The sequence below is a fragment of the Paractinoplanes globisporus DSM 43857 genome, from assembly GCF_000379645.1.
In the GTDB taxonomy this organism is placed as follows: Bacteria; Actinomycetota; Actinomycetes; order Mycobacteriales; family Micromonosporaceae; genus Actinoplanes; species Actinoplanes globisporus.
This window is the reverse complement of record NZ_KB903321.1, coordinates 75733-92726: the sequence shown is the minus strand read 5'-3', so window position 1 is coordinate 92726 and position 16994 is coordinate 75733. Positions and strand designations below refer to the sequence as shown.

General features: G+C 70.4%; 19 protein-coding genes and 1 tRNA gene. 6 read left to right on the top strand and 14 right to left on the bottom strand.

What is annotated here, in order from left to right; translation table 11 throughout:
- Positions 1-189: 189 nt before the first annotated feature.
- From A3CQ_RS0134360 to A3CQ_RS0134340, 5 genes are read left to right on the top strand one after another with little or no spacing between them, the layout of a single operon-like run.
- On the top strand, positions 190-1197 hold the full coding sequence (locus A3CQ_RS0134360) for a sugar ABC transporter substrate-binding protein (protein WP_020515488.1): 1008 nt from the start codon (positions 190-192) through the stop codon (positions 1195-1197).
- Positions 1194-2681: a sugar ABC transporter ATP-binding protein gene (locus A3CQ_RS55045; RefSeq protein WP_020515487.1), complete on the top strand. Its 1488-nt coding sequence runs from the start codon at positions 1194-1196 to the stop codon at positions 2679-2681. Before A3CQ_RS0134360 ends, A3CQ_RS55045 begins: the two co-directional genes overlap by 4 nt.
- Positions 2678-3625: an ABC transporter permease gene (locus tag A3CQ_RS0134350; protein WP_020515486.1), complete on the top strand. Its 948-nt coding sequence runs from the start codon at positions 2678-2680 to the stop codon at positions 3623-3625. Before A3CQ_RS55045 ends, A3CQ_RS0134350 begins: the two co-directional genes overlap by 4 nt.
- A 32-nt stretch (positions 3626-3657) precedes the next feature.
- Positions 3658-4614: an ABC transporter permease gene (locus A3CQ_RS55040; RefSeq protein WP_020515485.1), complete on the top strand. Its 957-nt coding sequence runs from the start codon at positions 3658-3660 to the stop codon at positions 4612-4614.
- Between the two features lie 40 nt (positions 4615-4654).
- Positions 4655-5542 carry an SMP-30/gluconolactonase/LRE family protein gene (locus A3CQ_RS0134340; RefSeq protein WP_026206529.1) on the top strand — a complete coding sequence of 296 codons (888 nt, stop codon included), beginning with the start codon at positions 4655-4657 and terminating at the stop codon, positions 5540-5542.
- Between the two features lie 7 nt (positions 5543-5549).
- Here A3CQ_RS0134340 and A3CQ_RS0134335 read toward each other — a convergent pair whose 3' ends face one another.
- The 12 genes from A3CQ_RS0134335 to A3CQ_RS63200 all read right to left on the bottom strand — a co-directional run bounded on the left by A3CQ_RS0134335 (position 5550) and on the right by A3CQ_RS63200 (position 14585).
- Positions 5550-6596, bottom strand: a complete 1047-nt coding sequence (locus tag A3CQ_RS0134335; protein ID WP_020515483.1) for an LLM class flavin-dependent oxidoreductase — start codon at positions 6594-6596, stop codon at positions 5550-5552.
- Positions 6597-6711: 115 nt separating this feature from the next.
- The gene (locus A3CQ_RS55035; protein ID WP_020515482.1) at positions 6712-7425 is read right to left on the bottom strand and encodes a TetR/AcrR family transcriptional regulator; all 714 of its coding nucleotides are present in this window, start codon (positions 7423-7425) and stop codon (positions 6712-6714) included.
- A 143-nt stretch (positions 7426-7568) separates the two neighbouring features.
- Positions 7569-7653: transfer RNA gene (locus A3CQ_RS0134325), tRNA-Leu, on the bottom strand.
- A gap of 45 nt (positions 7654-7698) precedes the next feature.
- Complete coding sequence (locus A3CQ_RS55030) at positions 7699-9054, bottom strand: NAD(P)/FAD-dependent oxidoreductase (RefSeq protein ID WP_040433525.1); 1356 nt, start codon at positions 9052-9054, stop codon at positions 7699-7701.
- Between the two features lie 98 nt (positions 9055-9152).
- Positions 9153-9707 carry a hypothetical protein gene (locus tag A3CQ_RS0134315; RefSeq protein WP_020515480.1) on the bottom strand — a complete coding sequence of 185 codons (555 nt, stop codon included), beginning with the start codon at positions 9705-9707 and terminating at the stop codon, positions 9153-9155.
- Positions 9707-11074 (bottom strand): DUF58 domain-containing protein, encoded by a 1368-nt coding sequence (locus A3CQ_RS0134310; RefSeq protein ID WP_020515479.1) that lies wholly within the window; start codon positions 11072-11074, stop codon positions 9707-9709. The genes A3CQ_RS0134315 and A3CQ_RS0134310 overlap by 1 nt, the downstream gene beginning before the upstream one ends.
- Positions 11067-12065 carry an AAA family ATPase gene (locus A3CQ_RS0134305; RefSeq protein ID WP_020515478.1) on the bottom strand — a complete coding sequence of 333 codons (999 nt, stop codon included), beginning with the start codon at positions 12063-12065 and terminating at the stop codon, positions 11067-11069. The genes A3CQ_RS0134310 and A3CQ_RS0134305 overlap by 8 nt, the downstream gene beginning before the upstream one ends.
- A 7-nt stretch (positions 12066-12072) precedes the next feature.
- A complete protein-coding gene (locus A3CQ_RS0134300; protein WP_020515477.1) occupies positions 12073-12648 on the bottom strand; it encodes a hypothetical protein in 576 nt (191 codons plus the stop codon).
- Positions 12645-13340, bottom strand: coding sequence for a DUF4129 domain-containing protein (locus tag A3CQ_RS0134295; RefSeq protein WP_020515476.1), 696 nt, complete (start codon positions 13338-13340; stop codon positions 12645-12647). The genes A3CQ_RS0134300 and A3CQ_RS0134295 overlap by 4 nt, the downstream gene beginning before the upstream one ends.
- Before the next feature lie 30 nt (positions 13341-13370).
- Complete coding sequence (locus A3CQ_RS0134290; protein WP_020515475.1) at positions 13371-14147, bottom strand: uracil-DNA glycosylase; 777 nt, start codon at positions 14145-14147, stop codon at positions 13371-13373.
- 9 nt (positions 14148-14156) lie between these two features.
- Positions 14157-14366, bottom strand: a complete 210-nt coding sequence (locus A3CQ_RS0134285) for a DUF397 domain-containing protein (protein WP_020515474.1) — start codon at positions 14364-14366, stop codon at positions 14157-14159.
- A gap of 3 nt (positions 14367-14369) precedes the next feature.
- A complete protein-coding gene (locus A3CQ_RS63200) occupies positions 14370-14585 on the bottom strand; it encodes a Scr1 family TA system antitoxin-like transcriptional regulator (protein ID WP_245577453.1) in 216 nt (71 codons plus the stop codon).
- 392 nt (positions 14586-14977) lie between these two features.
- Here A3CQ_RS63200 and A3CQ_RS0134280 point away from each other — a divergent pair, with 392 nt between their 5' ends.
- On the top strand, positions 14978-15619 hold the full coding sequence (locus A3CQ_RS0134280; protein ID WP_020515473.1) for a hypothetical protein: 642 nt from the start codon (positions 14978-14980) through the stop codon (positions 15617-15619).
- 22 nt (positions 15620-15641) lie between these two features.
- Here the strand turns inward: A3CQ_RS0134280 and A3CQ_RS0134275 are convergent, their stop codons facing one another.
- Complete coding sequence (locus A3CQ_RS0134275) at positions 15642-16616, bottom strand: HAAS signaling domain-containing protein (RefSeq protein ID WP_020515472.1); 975 nt, start codon at positions 16614-16616, stop codon at positions 15642-15644.
- On the bottom strand, positions 16613-16942 hold the full coding sequence (locus A3CQ_RS0134270; RefSeq protein WP_020515471.1) for a PadR family transcriptional regulator: 330 nt from the start codon (positions 16940-16942) through the stop codon (positions 16613-16615). The genes A3CQ_RS0134275 and A3CQ_RS0134270 overlap by 4 nt, the downstream gene beginning before the upstream one ends.
- Positions 16943-16994 lie beyond the last annotated feature (52 nt).

Genomic DNA, 16994 nt, shown 5'->3' with positions numbered 1-16994 from the left:
CGCTCCGGAGCGTACGCGCATCGTGACCGTCCGGCGACCGGAGCGGCGCCTTGCCGAGCCGGGCGCGGTTCGCCGCATCTGACCAGCGGTTGTGACCCTTGACACAGCTGCCCTACTCGGTGACTATGCGCTTAGTCATCCACCGACCACGACAGCCGACCCACTCCCCCGCCATCTGAAGGAGATCGCATGCACCGCCTCGGTCTCATCGCCGGCGCACTCGGGCTGACCCTGCTGGCGACCGGCTGTGGAAGCAACGCCGGCACCACCGGAAACGCGTCATCCGCCGACGGCTCGTCGTCGATGAAGGGCAAGACGATCGCCCTCGTCGGCTACGGCAGCAGCAACCCGTGGGGCGCCTACTTCAACAAGGTCTTCACCGAGCAGCTGACGTCCACCGGCGTCAAGATCAACGACATGACCACGATGGACCCGGGTACCCAGGTCCAGAAGTTCAACCAGGCCCTGGCTCAGAAGCCCGACCTGATCGTGCTCGCGATCCTCGACACGCAGGCCATGGTGGCCCCGATCAAGAAGGCCAAGGCGGCCGGGGTGCCCGTGCTCGCCGTCGACGGTCCGACCGATCCGTCGGTGGCCGCCGACGTGATGTCGGTGCTCTCCGACAACGAGGTGCTCGGTGAGTACGCCGCGCAGAACATCATCGAGGGCCTGAAAGCCCAGGGTCGCGAGACCGGCAACATCATCGTGCTCACCGGGACGAAGTCCATGCTCGTCACCCAGGATCGGATGAAGGGCTTCAACAAGGTGATGGCGACGGCCCCGCAGTACCGGGTCGTCGACGAACAGGATGCCAACTGGGATCCCCAACTGTCCGGCACGATCGCTCAGCAGCTGCTGGCCAAGCACGGCCGCGACGGCGTGCAGGCCGCCTACGGAATGGCGGACTACATGGCGCTGCCGATCATTCAGGCGGCCAAGCAGGCCGGCTTCCCGATCGGCAAGGACGGGCTGGTCGTGACGAGCAGCAACTGCTTCAAGGCCGGCATCGACGCCGTCAAGGCGGGCGAACTCTACGGCACGGCGACCGAGGACCCCGGCACGATCGCCAAGCAGTCGGCCGACTACACGGTGCGCTTCCTGACCGGGAAGAAGCCGCCGCAGAGCGAGACAGTGAAGGAGGAGCGGGTCACCGCCGCCAACGTGGACCAGTTCGCCGAGCAGTGCAGTCACGCATGATCCAGATCGACGGGCTGACCCGTGCCTTCCATGGCGTTCCCGCGGTCAGCGGCGTCTCGTTCACGGTCGGCGCCGGCGAGATCCATGGCCTGTGCGGGCACAACGGCGCCGGCAAGAGCACCGTCGTGAAGATGCTGACCGGACAGCTGACACCGGACAGCGGCCGCATCGTCATCGGTGATGAACCGGTCGAGCTGCGCAGCCGGCAGGCCGCGCAGCGGGCCGGGGTGGCGTTGGTCGACCAAGAGCTCAGCGTCGTTCCGGCGTTGACCGTCGGAGAGAACATGCTCCTCGGCGACATCCACGCGCCGCTGGTCAACCGGCGGCGCGCGGCGTACGCCCACTGCCGCCGGGTGCTCGACGACATGGGTCTGGAGGGCATCGACCCGGACCAGCCACTGTCCACTCTCAGCATCGGCGAGCAACAGCTCATCGAGATCGCCAAGGCGCTGAGCCAGCGTGCCCGGCTGGTGATCCTCGACGAGCCGACGGCGACCCTGACCGACGTCGAGAGCGCGTCGGTGTTCGCCGCGATCCGGCGGGTAGCCGCGACCGGGTGTTCGATCATCTTCGTGTCGCATCGTCTGGCGGAGGTCCTCGAGCTGTGCCATTCGGTGACGGTGCTGCGCGACGGCCGGAAGATCGCCACCACCCCGACCGCGGATCTCACGGTCGACGCCCTGATCGTGCAGATGCTCGGCGAACCGCCCTTCCGGCTGGCGGCAGCCCGGAAGCCAGATCATGACCTTGCCCACGCGCTACGGATCTCCGGATTGCGGGTACCGGGACGGCTGCGTGACTTCTCGCTCACCGCCAACGCCGGACGCATCTATGCGCTCGCCGGCCAGCTGGGCAGCGGCGCGTCGGACGTCCTGCGCGCTGTCGCCGGTCTGCACCCGACCGCGATCGGCACCGTCGAACTGCACGACCGGCCGGTGCCCGTCCGTGATCCGGTCGCCGCGGCGAGGCACGGCGTCGCGTTTCTGTCCAACGACCGCAAGTCCGAGGGCCTGTTCCTCGACCGGTCGGTCGGGTGGAATCTCACCGCCACCCGGCTCCCGTTCTTCGCGCGTGCCGGCGTCCTGCAGCCGAGGCGCGAGCTCGTCATCGCTCGGGCGCTTGCCGAACGGAGCGGGCTGCCCGAACACCGGCTCGGCGATCCCGTGGCCGCGCTCAGCGGCGGGAACCAGCAGAAGGCGTTCGTCGGCCGGTGCCTCGGCCGTGACGACGTGTTCGCGCTGCTGCTCGACGAGCCGACGCGTGGCGTGGACATCGGCGGGCGGGCGGCGATCCACCAACTGCTGCGGCGGGCCGCCGACGCCGGACTCGTCGTCCTCTTCGCGTCGACCGAGCTGGACGAACTCCTGGAACTCGGCGATGTGATCGTGACGATGCGGGACGGGCAGATCGTCAACCGATACGACGGTGACGTCGACGTCGACGGTGTGCTGCTGATGCGCGACATGACACGGGGAATCGCATGACGGCGGTCCCGGTGCGGTCCGGAATCTCCGCGGTCGGGTTGGTGGTGCCGCTGGCCGGGCTCGCGGTGCTGGTCGGACTGGCCGGGACGACCCATCGGTTTCTCAGCCTGGACAACGCCCGGGCGATCCTCGCCTCGACCGCCTTCGTCGGCATCACCGCCATCGGCGCGACGCTGGTGATGATCGCCGGCTCGGGCGTGTCGTTGGCGACGTCGCAGACCGCGACCGTGACGGCGATGTTCTTCCTGTCGACCCAGCAGTACGGGCTGGTGACGGCGGTGACGGTCGCGGTGTTGACCGGTGTCGCGCTCACCGCCCTGCAGGGTGCCGTCATCGGCTACTGGCACGCCAATCCGATCGTCCTCACCATCGCGGCCGGGTTCGCGATCGGCGGGGCCACGACCTGGTTCAGCGGCGGAACGCCGGTCAACCCGGAGGTGCGCGAGTTCGACGTCCTCAACTCGACGGTGCTCGGCCTGCCCGTGGCGGTGTACGTGCTGCTCGGTGTCACGGTGCTCGCCCATCTCACGCTGCACCGCACGACGGCCGGCCGGCAGATGTATCTCGTCGGCTCGAATCGGACCGCAGCCCGCGCCGCCGGCTTGCCGGTCGGCCGGGTCACCGTGATCGCCTGGGCGTTCTTCGGCGCGTGCATCGCTCTCACCGGGGTGTTCCTCGCCTCGTTCAACACGTCGGCGACCGTGACGCTCGGCGGAACGCTCACCCTCGACGCGATCGCGGCCGTCCTCGTCGGCGGGACCGCGATCACCGGGGGCCGCGGGTCGGCCCTGCAGACGCTGGGCGGCGCCGTGCTCATCGCCGTCATCTCCGATGTGCTGCTGCTACGCGGCTACTCCACCGGCGTCCAGATTCTCGTCAAGGGCATCCTGGTGCTCGCCGCTGTCGTCGCGGTGCACCTGCGCGCCACCCGGGGCCGGCGATGACCCGGCGGCGGCCGGCGCGGCCGGAGCATCTCATGCCGGCGGTCTCGCTGCTGGTCGTGATCGTCGCGTTCGCGTGTTCGCCCCTGCTGAGCGGCACGCCACTGCAACCGTTCGACGTGTACAACGCGCTCCAGGGCTTCGCGCAACTCGGTCTGCCGGCGCTCGCGATCGGGATCACGATGATCGCCGGGGAGTTCGACCTGTCGATCGTCGGCACCTACGCCCTTGGCGGCATGCTCGCCGTCTCCACCGGCGTCAGCTCACCGGCGCTCGGCGTCCTGGCCGCCGTGGCCGCCGGCGCCGCGATCGGCGCCGCCCAGGGCGCGCTCATCGCCCGCCTGCGCATCCCCTCCATGCCGGTCACGCTCGCGACCTACATCGCACTGCTCGGCCTCACGTACGCGATCTCGGGCGGATTGAGCAAGACATATCCGAACAGCGACGTCACCCTGTGGGTCGACCAGACGCTCGCCGGGATCTTCTCGCCGCGCAGCCTGCTGACACTGGCCGTGTTCCTCATCGCCGCCGTGGTGCTGGGCCGCACCAGGCTCGGCCGGGAACTACGGGCGATCGGTGGCGACCGGCGGGCCAGCCGCGTCGCCGGCGTCGGCGTGGACGGTCTGGTCATCGGGCTCTTCACGGTGTCGGGAACACTGGCCGCCCTGGGTGGCGCGCTGCTCAGCTACAGCTACGCATCGGCCAACCCGGACCCGGGCCTCCAGCCGCTGATCCTCGCCGCCGTGGCCGCGCTGCTCGGCGGCGTGTCCCTGGCCGGCGGCCGTGGTACACCGCTGGGTCTGCTGGCCGGGGCGCTGTCGGTCGCCCTGCTCGCGCAGATCGTCGCGATCACCGCCCTGCCGGACTTCACCACCCAGTTGCTGTACGCGGCGCTGCTCGCAGTGATCGTGGCGATCGAGAGCCCCGGCCTGCGCGCGCTGCTGGACCGGTTTCGGGCGAGCCGTGCCGATCGGCCGCAGACGCTTTCGTGATCAACCATCCACCCCTACTGGACGCACAGGAGGCGCACCAATGACCGGTCGAATGACGACGGTGGCCGACGGCTTCAACTTCCTCGAGGCGCCGCGCTGGCGCGACGAACGACTCTGGTTCTCGGACTTCTACAGCCTCAAGGTCCGTTCCATGCGCGAGGACGGCTCGGACGTGCGTGAGGAGGCCACCGTGCCGGGGCAGCCCTCGGGCCTTGGCTGGCTGCCCGACGGACGACTCCTCATCGTCTCGATGCTCGACCGGAAGGTCCTGCGCCGCGAGCCGGACGGAACCCTGTCCGTCCACGGCGACCTCGGCTCACACGCGGCCGGGCACGCCAACGACATGGCCGTCGACGCGCAGGGCCGCGCGTACGTCGGCAACTTCGGCTTCGACCTGATGGCCGGCGATCCCGTCGAGCCGGCCGCGCTGCACCGGGTCGACCCGGACGGGCAGGTCCACATGGTGGCCGACGACCTGTGGTTCCCCAACGGCTGCGCGATCACCGACGACAACGTGCTCCTGGTCGTGGAGACGTTCGGCAACCGGGTGAGCGCGTTCGACCTCACCGACGGCGGCGAACTCGTCAACCGGCGGGTCTGGGCCGAGTTCGGGCCACTGCCGACCGAGCGCGGCGTCGCCGAGTCGCTCGCCCAGGTCCAGGTCGCCGGCGACGGCGCCTGCCTGGACGCTGAGGGCGGGTTGTGGATCGCCGATGCCATCGGTGGACGACTGATCCGGGTGGTAGCGGGTGGCACGATCACCGACGAGATCGACCCCGGCACGCCCGTGTACGCGTGTGCGCTCGGCGGGGCGGCCGGTACGACGCTGTTCGCCTGTGCCGCGCCCGACTTCTACGAAGCCCCGCGCAAGGCCGCCCGCGAGGCCAGGATGCTCGCCACCACGGTCGCCGTCCCCGCGCACCGGTAGCCCGATCTCAATTCGTCAGGCGGGCCAGAACGGCCATCTCCTTCTCCGGCTCGACGACGGGTTGCAGAACGATCTCGTCGATCCCGGCCGCCTCCAGCGCCGCGATGCGCTCGGACAACTCGTCCCGGGTGCCGATCAGCCCCAGCTTGTCCACGAGCGACGGGACGATCAGATCACGGTCGCCGGGTTCGATGCGGCCGAGGTAGTTGCGGTACAGCGTCTTGTGCCGATCCGTGGCTGTCGCCGTGGTGCCGCGCCGCCGCAGCAGCCGCTCGACGGCGTCGGCCTCATCGGGCGCCAGCGACTCGCGGAACCCCGGGTTGTCCGCCGCGAATGTCAACAGCGCCATCGCGACGTGCCCCATCGAGTCCTTCGCCAGGTCGCCATGGCGATCTTCACCGTCGTCCAGCACGCGCAGCGATGTCATCACATAGGAGTCGGCCTTGCCGGCCTGCCCGGCCTCCCGCGCGGTCTGCCGGCGAGTGTCCTGGAACGCCGCCCACACAGCCGGCTCGAGCAGCCCGAACGAGATGAGGCCGGCGCCGCGGCGTCCGGCGATCGCGGCGGCCTTGAGTCCGAAGGCCGCGACGACGAACTCCACCGGGTCCTCGGTGTTGACGTACGGACCGACGTGCAGAAACCTGACGTCGCGGGTGCGCGTGCCTTCGGTGTACTCGGTCTCCCGGCCCGCGGTGAGGTCCTGCAACGCGCGGGTGAACGACTCGAGCCGCGCCATCGTCGTCGGCAGCATGCCGAGGGTCCGGCGGGCGGTGTTGCCGGTGCCGACGCCACAGATCACCCGGCCGGGCGCGATCGCGTTCAGGCTGGACACCGCGGCGGCGGCCGCCGGTGCCGACCGCAGCGCCGGGGACGTCACCCCGATCCCCAACTTGATCGCGTTTGTCGCCTTGGCGCACAAGGCCAGAGAGACGAACGGATCCCCGTTCACCATCGGCGTGTCATAAACCCAGAAGCTGGCGAATCCGAGCTCTTCGGCGCGCGCGGCGAGCTCTTCGACTCCCGGTCGGGCGGTAACCACAATTCCGGTGCGCATGGGTTCTCCACAGGTAGCTGAGACTCCGTGGTCAAGGCGAGAACCAGATCGAGCGAGTGACTAAGCGCATAGTCACCCACCCGGCTACCAGTGTCAAGGTCCGGGCGAGGTCAGGTCAGGCCGAGGAGGCGGCCGGGGTGCCGAGCGGGGCCGGGCCCAGGTCGAGGTCCGGCGTCATGGCCATCTTCAACGCGAGCTGGGCGGTGAACTCGCCCAGCTGCCCGGGCGAATCCGTCCCGTCGCGGCGATACCACCGGACCAGGTCGATCCCCAGCGAGAGGATGGCCCGGGAGACGCGCTTGACGTCGACGTCGGCGAACGCGCCGGTGGTGACGCCCCGCTCGACCGCCGCCCGGAAGACGTCGTTCGTCCGGTGCCGCGTCTCGAGGATCTCCTCGTAGTGCTCGGCGGAGAGTCCGGCGAGTTCGTACTGACTGACCCGCGCCGCGACGTGATAGCGGGCGTGCCAGCTGGTGTATCGGGCGACCAGGGCCTGAAGATGGCGTACGGGGTCCTCGATGCCGAGCACCGCGGGCTCGGTGACATAGGCCAGGACGCGCTGGTGCGCGGTGCGGATGATCTCGAAGAGTACGACCTCTTTCGAGGGGAAGTGCACGTACAGCGCTCCGGGGCTGAGTCCGACCGCGCTGGAGATGTCCCGGGTGGTCGTCGCGTGGAAGCCGTTGGAGGCGAAGCAACGCACCGCCGACGTGAGCAGCTTGCGCGGCACGTCGCCCAGCGACCCGTCCCAGAGCGCCGGCGACTCGTCCTCCAGCTCGGGTAGCCCTTCCAGGTCCTGCGTCGTGAAACGGGCCTGTCTCTTGGCCATGGGGTGACTGCCGCCTTCCTACCTCGACCGGCCTCGACGGTTGGCACATCACAAGCTACCAGGTGACTATGCGCTTATTCAGTTGGGCGGATCCCCGTACGCGCGGGAGAAAGAGACTTGATTCGGGAGCACCGGTGGAGTTGTGCCCGGGGCGGGTCTCGAACCCGCACGCCTCTTCTGAGGCAGCCGCTTTTAAGGCGGCCGTGTCTGCCATTCCACCACCCGGGCGGCGAGTAACACCGTATCGGTTGCCGCCCGCGCGGTGGAATCGGACTAGGGGGCTCCGGCGCCCACTGTTTCGCGCTCCTCGGGCAGCTCGACCCGCGGAGTCACGTGGGTGAACTCCTCGCGCGGCGTGTGCAGCTGGCCGAGGGCGATCGTCTCGCGACGGAGCACGAAGGCGAGAGTCCAGTCGGCGACGACCCGGACCTTCCGGTTGAACGACGGGATACGGCTCATGTGGTACGTGCGGTGCATGAACCACGCGGGCAGGCCCTTGACCTTGATCCCGTAGACGTGCGCCACACCCTTGTACAGGCCGAGGCCGGCCACGCTGCCGACGTACTTGTGGCGGTACTCCTTCGGCAGGCCGCCGAGGATCACCGTGCGGATGTTGTCGGCCAGCACCTTCGCCTGCCGGACGGCGTGCTGCGCGCTGGGCGAGCAGTACGCGCCGGGGTTGGTCAGGTCGGGCACCTGGGCGCAGTCGCCGGCCGCCCACACGCCGTCGAGCACCCGGTCGCCGTCGACCACCTGAAGGGTGGGCAGGCAGGTGACGTGCCCGCGCGGGCCGCGGGGCAGGTCGGTGCCGTCGAGCATCGGCGACGGCTTCACGCCCGCCGTCCAGACCAGGGTCTCGGCCCGGAAGCGGTCGCCGTCGGAAAGGACGATCTCGCCGTCGACGCAGGACTCGAGCCGGGTGCCCAGGCGCAGGTCGATGCCGCGGGCGTCGAGCGCGCGGGCCGCGTACGCGCCCATCTTCGGACCCACCTCGGGCAGGATCCGGTTCGTGGCCTCGACCAGGACGAACTTGACCTCCGAGGGGTCCAGGTCGGGGTAGTACCTCAGCGCGTCGCGGACGACGTCCTCCATCTCCGCGAGCGCCTCGATGCCGGCGAACCCGCCGCCGACGAAGACAAAGGTGAGCGATGCCTTGCGCACCGCCGGATCGGGGGTGACCGCCGCGACGTCGAGCCGGTCCAGAATGTGGTTGCGCAGGTAGATGGCCTCGCCGATGGTCTTGAACCCGATGCCGCGCTCCCGGAGACCGGGTACGGGCAGGGTCCGCGACACCGAGCCCGGCGCCACGATGATGTGGTCGTACGTCATCTCAGTGGAGGGGCCGTCGATCGGCTGGATCGTGACCGTCTTGCGCGCGTGCTCGATCTTCGTGACCTCACCGGACACGATGCGGCACTTCTTGAGCTCACGACGGAGCGGAACGACCGAGTGCCGCGGGCTGATGTTGCCGGCCGCTGCCTCGGGGAGGAACGGCTGGTACGTCATGTGCGGCTGCGGGTCGACGACGACCACCTCGGCGCGGCGCCGGCTGAGCTTCCTGGACAGGCGCAGGGCGGCGTACAACCCCACGTGACCGGCCCCTACGACAACGATGCGCTGCGGATTCACGTGAATATTGTCGCGCGTCACGCGTCACGATGCGTCGTTCTGTGACGCATCACAAAGCCGTTTGTCAAGTGCCGTGACGCACATATTTCCAAGAGATTTCACGCTCTACGCAAAAGGCGTGCTATGAGGAGCGTTGCCCCCACGGCGCAGGCGATGCCGAGCAGCGTGGCCAGCAGGAACGCGCTGCCCGCGAGATCGGCGGAGAGCCCCAGGGCGAACACCGTGAGTACCGCCGAGACGAGCACGACCGCCCCGGCCCGCAGCAGCCAGCCGCCGAGCATGTCGAAGCTCACGATCGCGTCGTACGGAAGAACGGCGGCGAGGGCGGTGAGGGTGTGTCCGAGGTAGAGCAGCGTGGCGATGGTGAGCACCCGCCACAGGGCGACGTGCGACTCGTAACCGACCGTGTCGGCCAGCCAGCCGCCGACCACGACCAGTGCCGAGAAGGTGGCGCCCCGGCCGCGCGGCGCGAACGCCGGGTAGATCGCGACCAGCACCAGGATCACCGAGTACTCGGTGGCGACGATCGCCGACGGCCAGGCCACCATCATCGCGATCAGGCCGCTCAGCGCGACGCCGAAGCGCACGGCGAACGGGATCGCGGTGGCCCGGGACAGCGCCAGCCGGGCCGCCTCCATCTGCTTGCCGAACATCAGCGCCCCCGGGGAATCGCGGCGAGCCGGGACACGTCGCGCAGCACCAGGTCGAGGCTGCCGGCCCCGGCCCAGGCCACCACCGGCACGCCGTGCTCGCGCAGGCGGCCCAGCACGTTCTCCCGCTCCATCCGCCACAGCCGGGTGGCCAGCGGCGTCCACTGCCCGCCGCCGGTGACGGTCGCGTCGGCGGGCAGGGTATCGACGGCGACGACGTAGCGGCCCGACTGGGTGAGCTGGGCCAGCATGTCGGCCGAGCGCGGATCGACCAGCGGGGTGAGCACCATGACCAGCGCGTCCGACGAGAGGTGATGCACGCCGAAGACGTTCTGGTAGTCGTCCTCGTCGACCTCCACCGGGTCGGGGCGTACGTCGAGCAGCCATTCGAGCACGGTCAGGTACTGCCGGCGGCCGGTGGCCGGGCGCAGGCGGCGGGCGCCCGCGCCGTACTCCAGCAGCGACACCCGGTCGCCGCGCTGCAGGTAGTGCTCGGCGATCGCGGCCGAGGCCCGGACCGTCGTGTCCAGGACGGACGCACTGCCGGTCACGCCGCCGGAGCGGCCGACCTCGCCGAGCACGTCGAGCAGCAGCACGACCTCGGCGTCCCGGTCGGAGAGCGTCGAGGCGACGTGCAGGTCGCGGGTGCGCAGCGAGACCCGCCAGTCGATGCGCCGCAGCCGGTCGCCCGGCGCGAACGGGCGTACGCCCGCAAGCTCGCCACCCTCACCCGGCCGGCGCGACCGGTGGTTGCCGACCAGGCCGGCGGCGGCCGGCATGGCCTCGGTCGCGTTGAACGGCTCGGTCACCGGATAGACCCGCACACCGCGGCCCTCGACGATCACCGGACGACAGGCCAGCAGACCACCGCAGGCGGCCACCCGGGCGGCGGCCGGGCCGACGTCCTGCCGGCCCCAGCGGTTCGCCTCGCCGGGAAGCTCCACCGAGTACCACCCGTCGCGCGGCACGGTGATCGCGAACGGGCGGTCGGCCTGCTCGAGCTTCAGCCACGGCGAGTGACGGGTACGCAGCACCACCAGGTCGTAGCCGATCACGTCGGGGTTGCTCACGGTCACCGAGGCGTCGACGTGACCGCCCTCGACCACGTGCTCCTCGTCGGCCGAGATGGTCAGCTCGGGGGCCGAGCGCGGCATCCGGCGCAGGCCGACCGCGGCGCCGATGGCGAACGGCGCGGCCAGCAGCACCAGGTCGACCCGGCCCAGCGCCACCCCGAGCAGCAGGAGCAGGCCGGTCAGCAGCACCGCCCGGCCGAGCGCACGGGTCGGCACCCAGGCCGGACCCGACCACGACTCACCGTCCGCGGACGCCGCGGGCGGTACCGCGTTTCGCAGGAGGAGCCGGTCAGTCATGCCGCGCGTAGGTCGGCAGCGCTCCGCTGGCCGGCGCCGGCACGTTGGTCAGCACCTCCTGCACGACGAAGGCGGGGTCGACGCGGCGCAACCACATCTCGGGCCGCAGCGTGATGCGGTGGGCCAGGGCCGGCACGGCCACGTCCTTGACGTCCTCGGGCACCACGAAGTCGCGGCCGGCCATCGCGGCCCGCGCCCGGGCCAGCAGCAGCAGCGCCAGCGAGCCACGCGGCGACGAGCCGACCAGCACCGACGGGTGCTCGCGGGTGGCCGCGGTCAGCGACACGATGTACCGGCCGATCGAGTCCTCCACGGTGATCGACTCGAGGGCGGCCTGCATGGCCTGCAGCATCCGGGCGTCGACCACCGGCTGCAGGAACGCCTCCTCCTGCCGGCGGGACATGCGGCGGCGCAGAACCTCCCACTCCTCCTCGGCGGTCGGATAGCCGAACGAGACCCGGATCAGGAACCGGTCGAGCTGGGCCTCGGGGAGCGGGTACGTGCCCTCGTACTCGATCGGGTTGGCGGTGGCGAGCACGTGGAACGGCGGGTCGAGGCGGTACGTCACGCCCTCGACCGAGACCTGTTTCTCCTGCATCGCCTCGAGCAGGGCGGCCTGCGTCTTCGGCGGCGTCCGGTTGATCTCGTCGGCCAGCAGCATGTTCGTGAAGACCGGCCCGGCGCGGAAGGCGAAGTCGCCCTTGCGCTGGTCGTACAGGAACGAGCCGGTGACGTCGGCCGGGAGCAGGTCGGGGGTGAACTGCAGGCGGCGGAAGTCCAGCCCCAGCGACTGCGCGAAGCTGCGGGCGGTCAGGGTCTTGCCCAGGCCCGGCAGGTCTTCGAGCAGCACGTGACCACCGGCCAGGATGCCGGCCAGGACCAGCTCCAGCGAGTCGCGCTTGCCGACCAGGACGCTGCCGACCGAGTCCAGGACGGCACCGGCCAACCTGCCCACCTCGTACGGGGGAAGGGCGTTCTCGGTCACCGGCATACCTTTCTCACAGTCGTTCCAACGCATTCACATAGGTCTCTAGTTCATTCGTCCTCGCCGAGCGCCGCCCGCGGTCGTGCAGAGCCGCCCAGAGCGGGTCACCGAGGAGCTCGCGGGCGCGGCGCGGATCGGAGGCGCGAGTGATCCCGTGTCGCAGCCGCAATCGTTCGTCGGCCAGCTCCGCAAGCACGGGCAGAACGTTACGCGCATAGAGATCGGGCTCGGAGTGGGCCCGGTCCAGGTTGCGCTCCCAGCGCCGCACGGCCGCCCGCAGCGAGTCGGGCTGCCGGCCGTCGGCCTGGTAGCCACCGTTCCGGCGTTTCGGCGACGAGGGCGGCGCCACCTCGGAGACGGCGTACAGAACGGCTCGTAAACCCACGTAGAAGGCCACAACGAGCACGATGGAGACGCTGGTGTCGGCCGCGTGCAGCGCCGCGACGGTCACCACGGTCGCCGCCGTGATCAGCAGCGCGTTGCGCAGGATCCACAGGCCGCGGGAGCGCTGCTTGGCGACCGGCTCGGGCGCCTCCTCGACCGGCTCGTCGCGGAAACTGAACAGGTCGTCGAGACCGCCGTCGCTCACGCCGGCACCCCCGCTCCCAAGTCGGCGCGGAGCCGCTCCAGCGCGCTGCGCGCCTGCCGGCGCATCTGGTCGTCGACCGTGTGCGTGGCGTAACGGGCCTCCCGGTACACCTCCAGCAGCGCGGCCAGGACCTGGGCGTCGACCCGCTGCTCGCGCAGGAGGCGTCCGACCAGGTCGGTGGGGCTGTCGCCCGGATTTCGCGGGGTGCCGGCCGCCGCGGCGGCCTGTTCGAGCCGCACCCAGCAGGCGATGACGGCCCGGCGGGGGTCACGGTCGGTGTCGGAGAGCTCCTCGAGGCCCGCCTCGATCGCGGCCGCCAGCTCCTCGGCCGTACGCGCGCCGTGCCGCGCCGGGGTGACGCCGCGACGGCCCTTGCGCGCCCGGCGGCGGGCCTGGTCGCGCAGGATCGCCCAGATCGCCAGCCCGACCACGATCAGCGCCACGATGGCAATCAGGAACAGCGCCGCCGTGCCGAGCCACTCGGGCAGCCCGCGCGCCGCTTCCGGCGGCTGGCCGCCGGTCGTCGCGCTCGGCTGCGTCTTCGGCAGCAGCGGGGCCTGCGTGGTCGGCGTGGCGTCCGGCTCGATCTGGTCGAGCTGCGGCTGCGACCGCGTGGCGGCCAGCGAGGTGACGAAGAGCAGCACGAGGACGGCGGCGAGCGGCCACCAGCGTCGCAGTGCGGCGAGATCCATCTTGTGCTGCTTTCGTTCGGCTGTGCCGAATCATGCCAGGCCCGCGAGCCTCTTCGCACGGGCGAACACGTCGTCGAGCATCGCCGGGGTGAGCCGCCCGGTAAACGTGTTCTGCTGGCTGACGTGGAAACACCCGAGCAGGTCCGGCACCCCCGGCATGCTCACCACCGCCCCGTGCCCGAACTTAGGCCGAGGCACGGGCGCTTTTGTGCCATAAACCGCGGCCATCGCCGGCCACCAGGCCGCCCACGCGAACGCCCCGAGCGCCACCACCACCCGAAGCGACGGACGAATGAGACGAAGCTCCTGATGCACCCACGGCGCGCAGTTGTCTCTTTCTTCGGGCGTGGGCTTGTTGTCCGGCGGCGCACACCGAACCGCCGCGAATATCCGCGTGTGCTCGAGCCGCAATCCGTCATCGACGGAGACGCTGGTCGGCTGATTGGCCAGCCCCGCCCGATACAGGGCCGCGAACAGCACGTCCCCCGACCGATCCCCCGTGAATATCCGGCCGGTCCGATTCCCCCCATGTGCCGCCGGCGCCAGCCCCAGAATCCCGATCTCGGCGTCCGCGTTCCCCCACCCCGGAACCGGCCGCCCCCAATACTCCTGCTCGCGGAACGAGGCCCGCTTGACCCGCGCCACGTCCTCCCGCCAGGCCACCAGCCGCGGACACGCAAAACAATCCGCGACCCGCGCGTCAAGCACGCTCAGCGATGCCGCCCCGGCCGCGTTTTCCACAACATCGGCAGCCGTACGCGTGGTCAGCTCACCCAAACTCACGATCCCAGCACAGCACTTCCACATATGCGGCCGTCACCCGGGTAGGTCAAACTCCCCGCCCTTGACCCCGTCGACGAACGCCGCCCACGCCGCAGGCTCAAAAGCCAACACCGGCCCTGACCGATCCTTGCTGTCCCGAACCCCCACCACGCCGGGCAAGTTCTTTGCCACCTCGACGCAAGAGTTCCCACCGTTGTCGCTGCGGGTCGACTTCCGCCAGACGGCCCCGCTCAGGTCTGCCATCGCTCAGCCACCTCCCTGATCAGCTTGAGCGACAATCCTCGGGGGCAACGCTTCACCTCGAATCGCCTCCCACCTGCGGGTAAAGCTATCAATGTCGTCCCGGCGGCCGGTGATTTGCGCCCGGAGCGGGCTGTCCAGACGGGCCGCGTCGAAGTCACGAGCCGTCGCCAGGGTGAATGCCCCGGCCAGACCGGCATGAACTCCCGCGGACGCCGGCACAGCGTGGGCGGATCGGACCTTTGGCCTCGCGCTCGATGGCCAGCCAGTCTCTGAACCAGACAGGAGTCTGATCGAAGGTTGCCAGGCCGCTCATCAGGCGCTCGAAGAGTCCACCGGTGTCGAGCGCGGCGTCCACGGAAACCAGGTGCGGCGTACTGGTCGGGTCTATAGCGGGCATTCTCGGACTGCGCGCGAAAGCCGATGGTGTCCTCGTTGTGGTGCCACGCTGCGCTGCACCTGCGTCGCCACCGCGGTCGACAACTCAGGCGGAAGTGCGCTATGCCCCGGGGCGGGAGGCGATCGTTCTCCTTCTCTACCCCGATGATGTGTGCGACGCGTTACGGCGGGAGGCCGCAAAGCGGGAGTCACTGGGCCGGGGATCTAATGGCCGCATGACGGAGACGCTCGCGGAGATTCTGGAGGCGGCGGCCGCGGGCCGTTTCCCGCCCGACGACGGCGAGACGATCGTCGTGCCGCAGCCCGGGTGGCGGGATGCCGGGGTGGTGGCGTTCACCGCGCATTCGGTGGTCTTCGTCGACGAGGATCCGGCTTGGGTGCGGGCGACTTTGGCCAATGTGGACACCGACGAGCTGGCCGCGGCGATGAACCCGCGCTTTCTCCAGGCACTGCTCGACCGGACCGGGCGGCGGATGGACACGATCGATCTGCTCACGGTCGCCGGCCCGCTGCCGGGCCTGCCGCCGATCGAGCTCAAGGAGATCGACGACCCCGAGCACCCGCGGGTGCGCCGGGCCCTCGACCACCGCGACGACGTGCGCGTCTGGGCGGCCGACGGCGGCGTGCTGGTGCTCGGCCGAGGGGTGGCCGGTCGCTGGGAGGCGGCGATCGAGGTCGAACCGGCCGACCGTCAACGCGGCCTGGGCAAGGCGCTGGCCGTAGCCGCCCGTCACCTCGTGCCGGACAGCCAACCGGTCTGGTCGCAACAGGCCGCGGGAAATGCCCGAAGCATCCGAACCTTCCAGGCCGCCGGCTTCCGCCCGGTAGGCGGCGAGGCACTCATGACCCCGCGCTGATCGCCCCGATCACTCGAGCGCGCTAGCGCGAGAAACTCGCTGGTGCCGAACGCGTCGGCTGGGAGGTCGCGTCCGCCGGGGCCGATGTGGACGGTGATGGGGCCTCCGTGGGCGCTGAAGCCGACGGCAGAGCGGACGAGCCGCCGAACGGCGCGTCCTGCGGACAGTAGGGAACGCCGATATTGCGGGAGCGGATGGTCTCGCCCGTCGACGGGTCGGTGCACATGTTGGTGCCCAGCTGGATCGGGGAACCGTCCTGGTCGTAGAGGCGCGCGTTCGGCACCAGGCGGCCCTGGCCGTCGTAGACGTAGACGTCGTTGACGTTGCTGTACGGGTTGGGGTCGGAGTAGCCGTAGTTGACGTCGCTGTAGCCGGGGGTGCGGGCGTTGTCGTCGGCGGTGAGGAAGCCGGAGAGGGCGAAGATCACCAGGACGACGGTGCCGGACTGCACGGCCAGGCGGGGCAGGCGGGAGAACGCGGCCGAGCGCTTGCCCAGGACGATCGAGACGATGACGCAGCCGGCCAGCAGGAACAGGGCGACCAGCTCGTTGTTGCCGATGCGCGGGAGCAGGCCGAGCCGGGTGCCGTCGGACAGGACGTAGGCCAGGGCCATCGCGACCAGGTAACCGCGCAGCACCCACCAGCCGGGGCGCAGCAGGACCAGGAAGTCGCTGGCCTTCTCGTAGCCGATCACCGGGCCGGTCCGGCGGTCGGCCCGGGCGAGGAGGTCCAGGGCCTGATCGCGGGCCTCACGCAGCTGCGCGAAGCGGTCGAGTGGCGGCTCGGGGAACCCGCCGACCAGGCCCGCGGTCGAGCGCAGCTCCGACGCGTACGCCTCGGGGGTGCCAAGCCGATCGACAAGCGTGCCCGAACCCTCGGCCCGGACCTCGGCCAGATGTTCCGGAAGGTCCTCGAGGAGCTCCTCGCGGGTGGCCTCGGAGAGGCCGGCCAGCGAGCGGCGGACGCCCTCGACATACACCGTGATCTCGTCGTTCACGCCGCCCCCCGCTCGCGCAGCAGATCGTCCATCGTGGTTGCGAAGCCGTGCCAGATCTTGCCGGACCGTTGCAACTCGGCGCGGCCGGCCGCGTTGAGGCCGTAGTACTTCCGATGTGGACCCTCGTCGCTGGGCACCACGTACGTGTTCAGGAAGCCGCCGTTGAACAGGCGGCGCAGCGTGCCGTAGACCGAGGCGTCGCCGACGTCCTCGAGCCCGGCGGCGCGCAGGCGGCGCAGGATGTCGTAGCCGTAGCCGTCCTCGTCGCGCAGGGCGGCGAGGACCGCGAGGTCCAGCACGCCCTTGAGGAGCTGGGTGGTGTCCACGCGATGCAAAGTACTGTGCAATGCGAAGTACCGTCAAGACGGAAGTAGCAGC

What these genes read in the sequence shown, in the direction of transcription:
- A3CQ_RS55040 (WP_020515485.1), top strand. Translation starts at nt 3,658, where the DNA reads ATGCCGGCGGTCTCGCTGCTGGTCGTGATCGTCGCGTTCGCGTGTTCG.
- A3CQ_RS0134295 (WP_020515476.1), bottom strand. Translation starts at nt 13,340, where the DNA reads ATGGATCTCGCCGCACTGCGACGCTGGTGGCCGCTCGCCGCCGTCCTC.
- A3CQ_RS0134340 (WP_026206529.1), top strand. Translation starts at nt 4,655, where the DNA reads ATGACCGGTCGAATGACGACGGTGGCCGACGGCTTCAACTTCCTCGAG.
- A3CQ_RS0134305 (WP_020515478.1), bottom strand. Translation starts at nt 12,065, where the DNA reads ATGCCGGTGACCGAGAACGCCCTTCCCCCGTACGAGGTGGGCAGGTTG.
- A3CQ_RS0134285 (WP_020515474.1), bottom strand. Translation starts at nt 14,366, where the DNA reads ATGGCAGACCTGAGCGGGGCCGTCTGGCGGAAGTCGACCCGCAGCGAC.
- A3CQ_RS55045 (WP_020515487.1), top strand. Translation starts at nt 1,194, where the DNA reads ATGATCCAGATCGACGGGCTGACCCGTGCCTTCCATGGCGTTCCCGCG.
- A3CQ_RS55035 (WP_020515482.1), bottom strand. Translation starts at nt 7,425, where the DNA reads ATGGCCAAGAGACAGGCCCGTTTCACGACGCAGGACCTGGAAGGGCTA.
- A3CQ_RS0134335 (WP_020515483.1), bottom strand. Translation starts at nt 6,596, where the DNA reads ATGCGCACCGGAATTGTGGTTACCGCCCGACCGGGAGTCGAAGAGCTC.
- A3CQ_RS0134310 (WP_020515479.1), bottom strand. Translation starts at nt 11,074, where the DNA reads ATGACTGACCGGCTCCTCCTGCGAAACGCGGTACCGCCCGCGGCGTCC.
- A3CQ_RS0134360 (WP_020515488.1), top strand. Translation starts at nt 190, where the DNA reads ATGCACCGCCTCGGTCTCATCGCCGGCGCACTCGGGCTGACCCTGCTG.
- A3CQ_RS0134315 (WP_020515480.1), bottom strand. Translation starts at nt 9,707, where the DNA reads ATGTTCGGCAAGCAGATGGAGGCGGCCCGGCTGGCGCTGTCCCGGGCC.
- A3CQ_RS0134290 (WP_020515475.1), bottom strand. Translation starts at nt 14,147, where the DNA reads ATGTGGAAGTGCTGTGCTGGGATCGTGAGTTTGGGTGAGCTGACCACG.
- A3CQ_RS0134350 (WP_020515486.1), top strand. Translation starts at nt 2,678, where the DNA reads ATGACGGCGGTCCCGGTGCGGTCCGGAATCTCCGCGGTCGGGTTGGTG.
- A3CQ_RS0134280 (WP_020515473.1), top strand. Translation starts at nt 14,978, where the DNA reads ATGACGGAGACGCTCGCGGAGATTCTGGAGGCGGCGGCCGCGGGCCGT.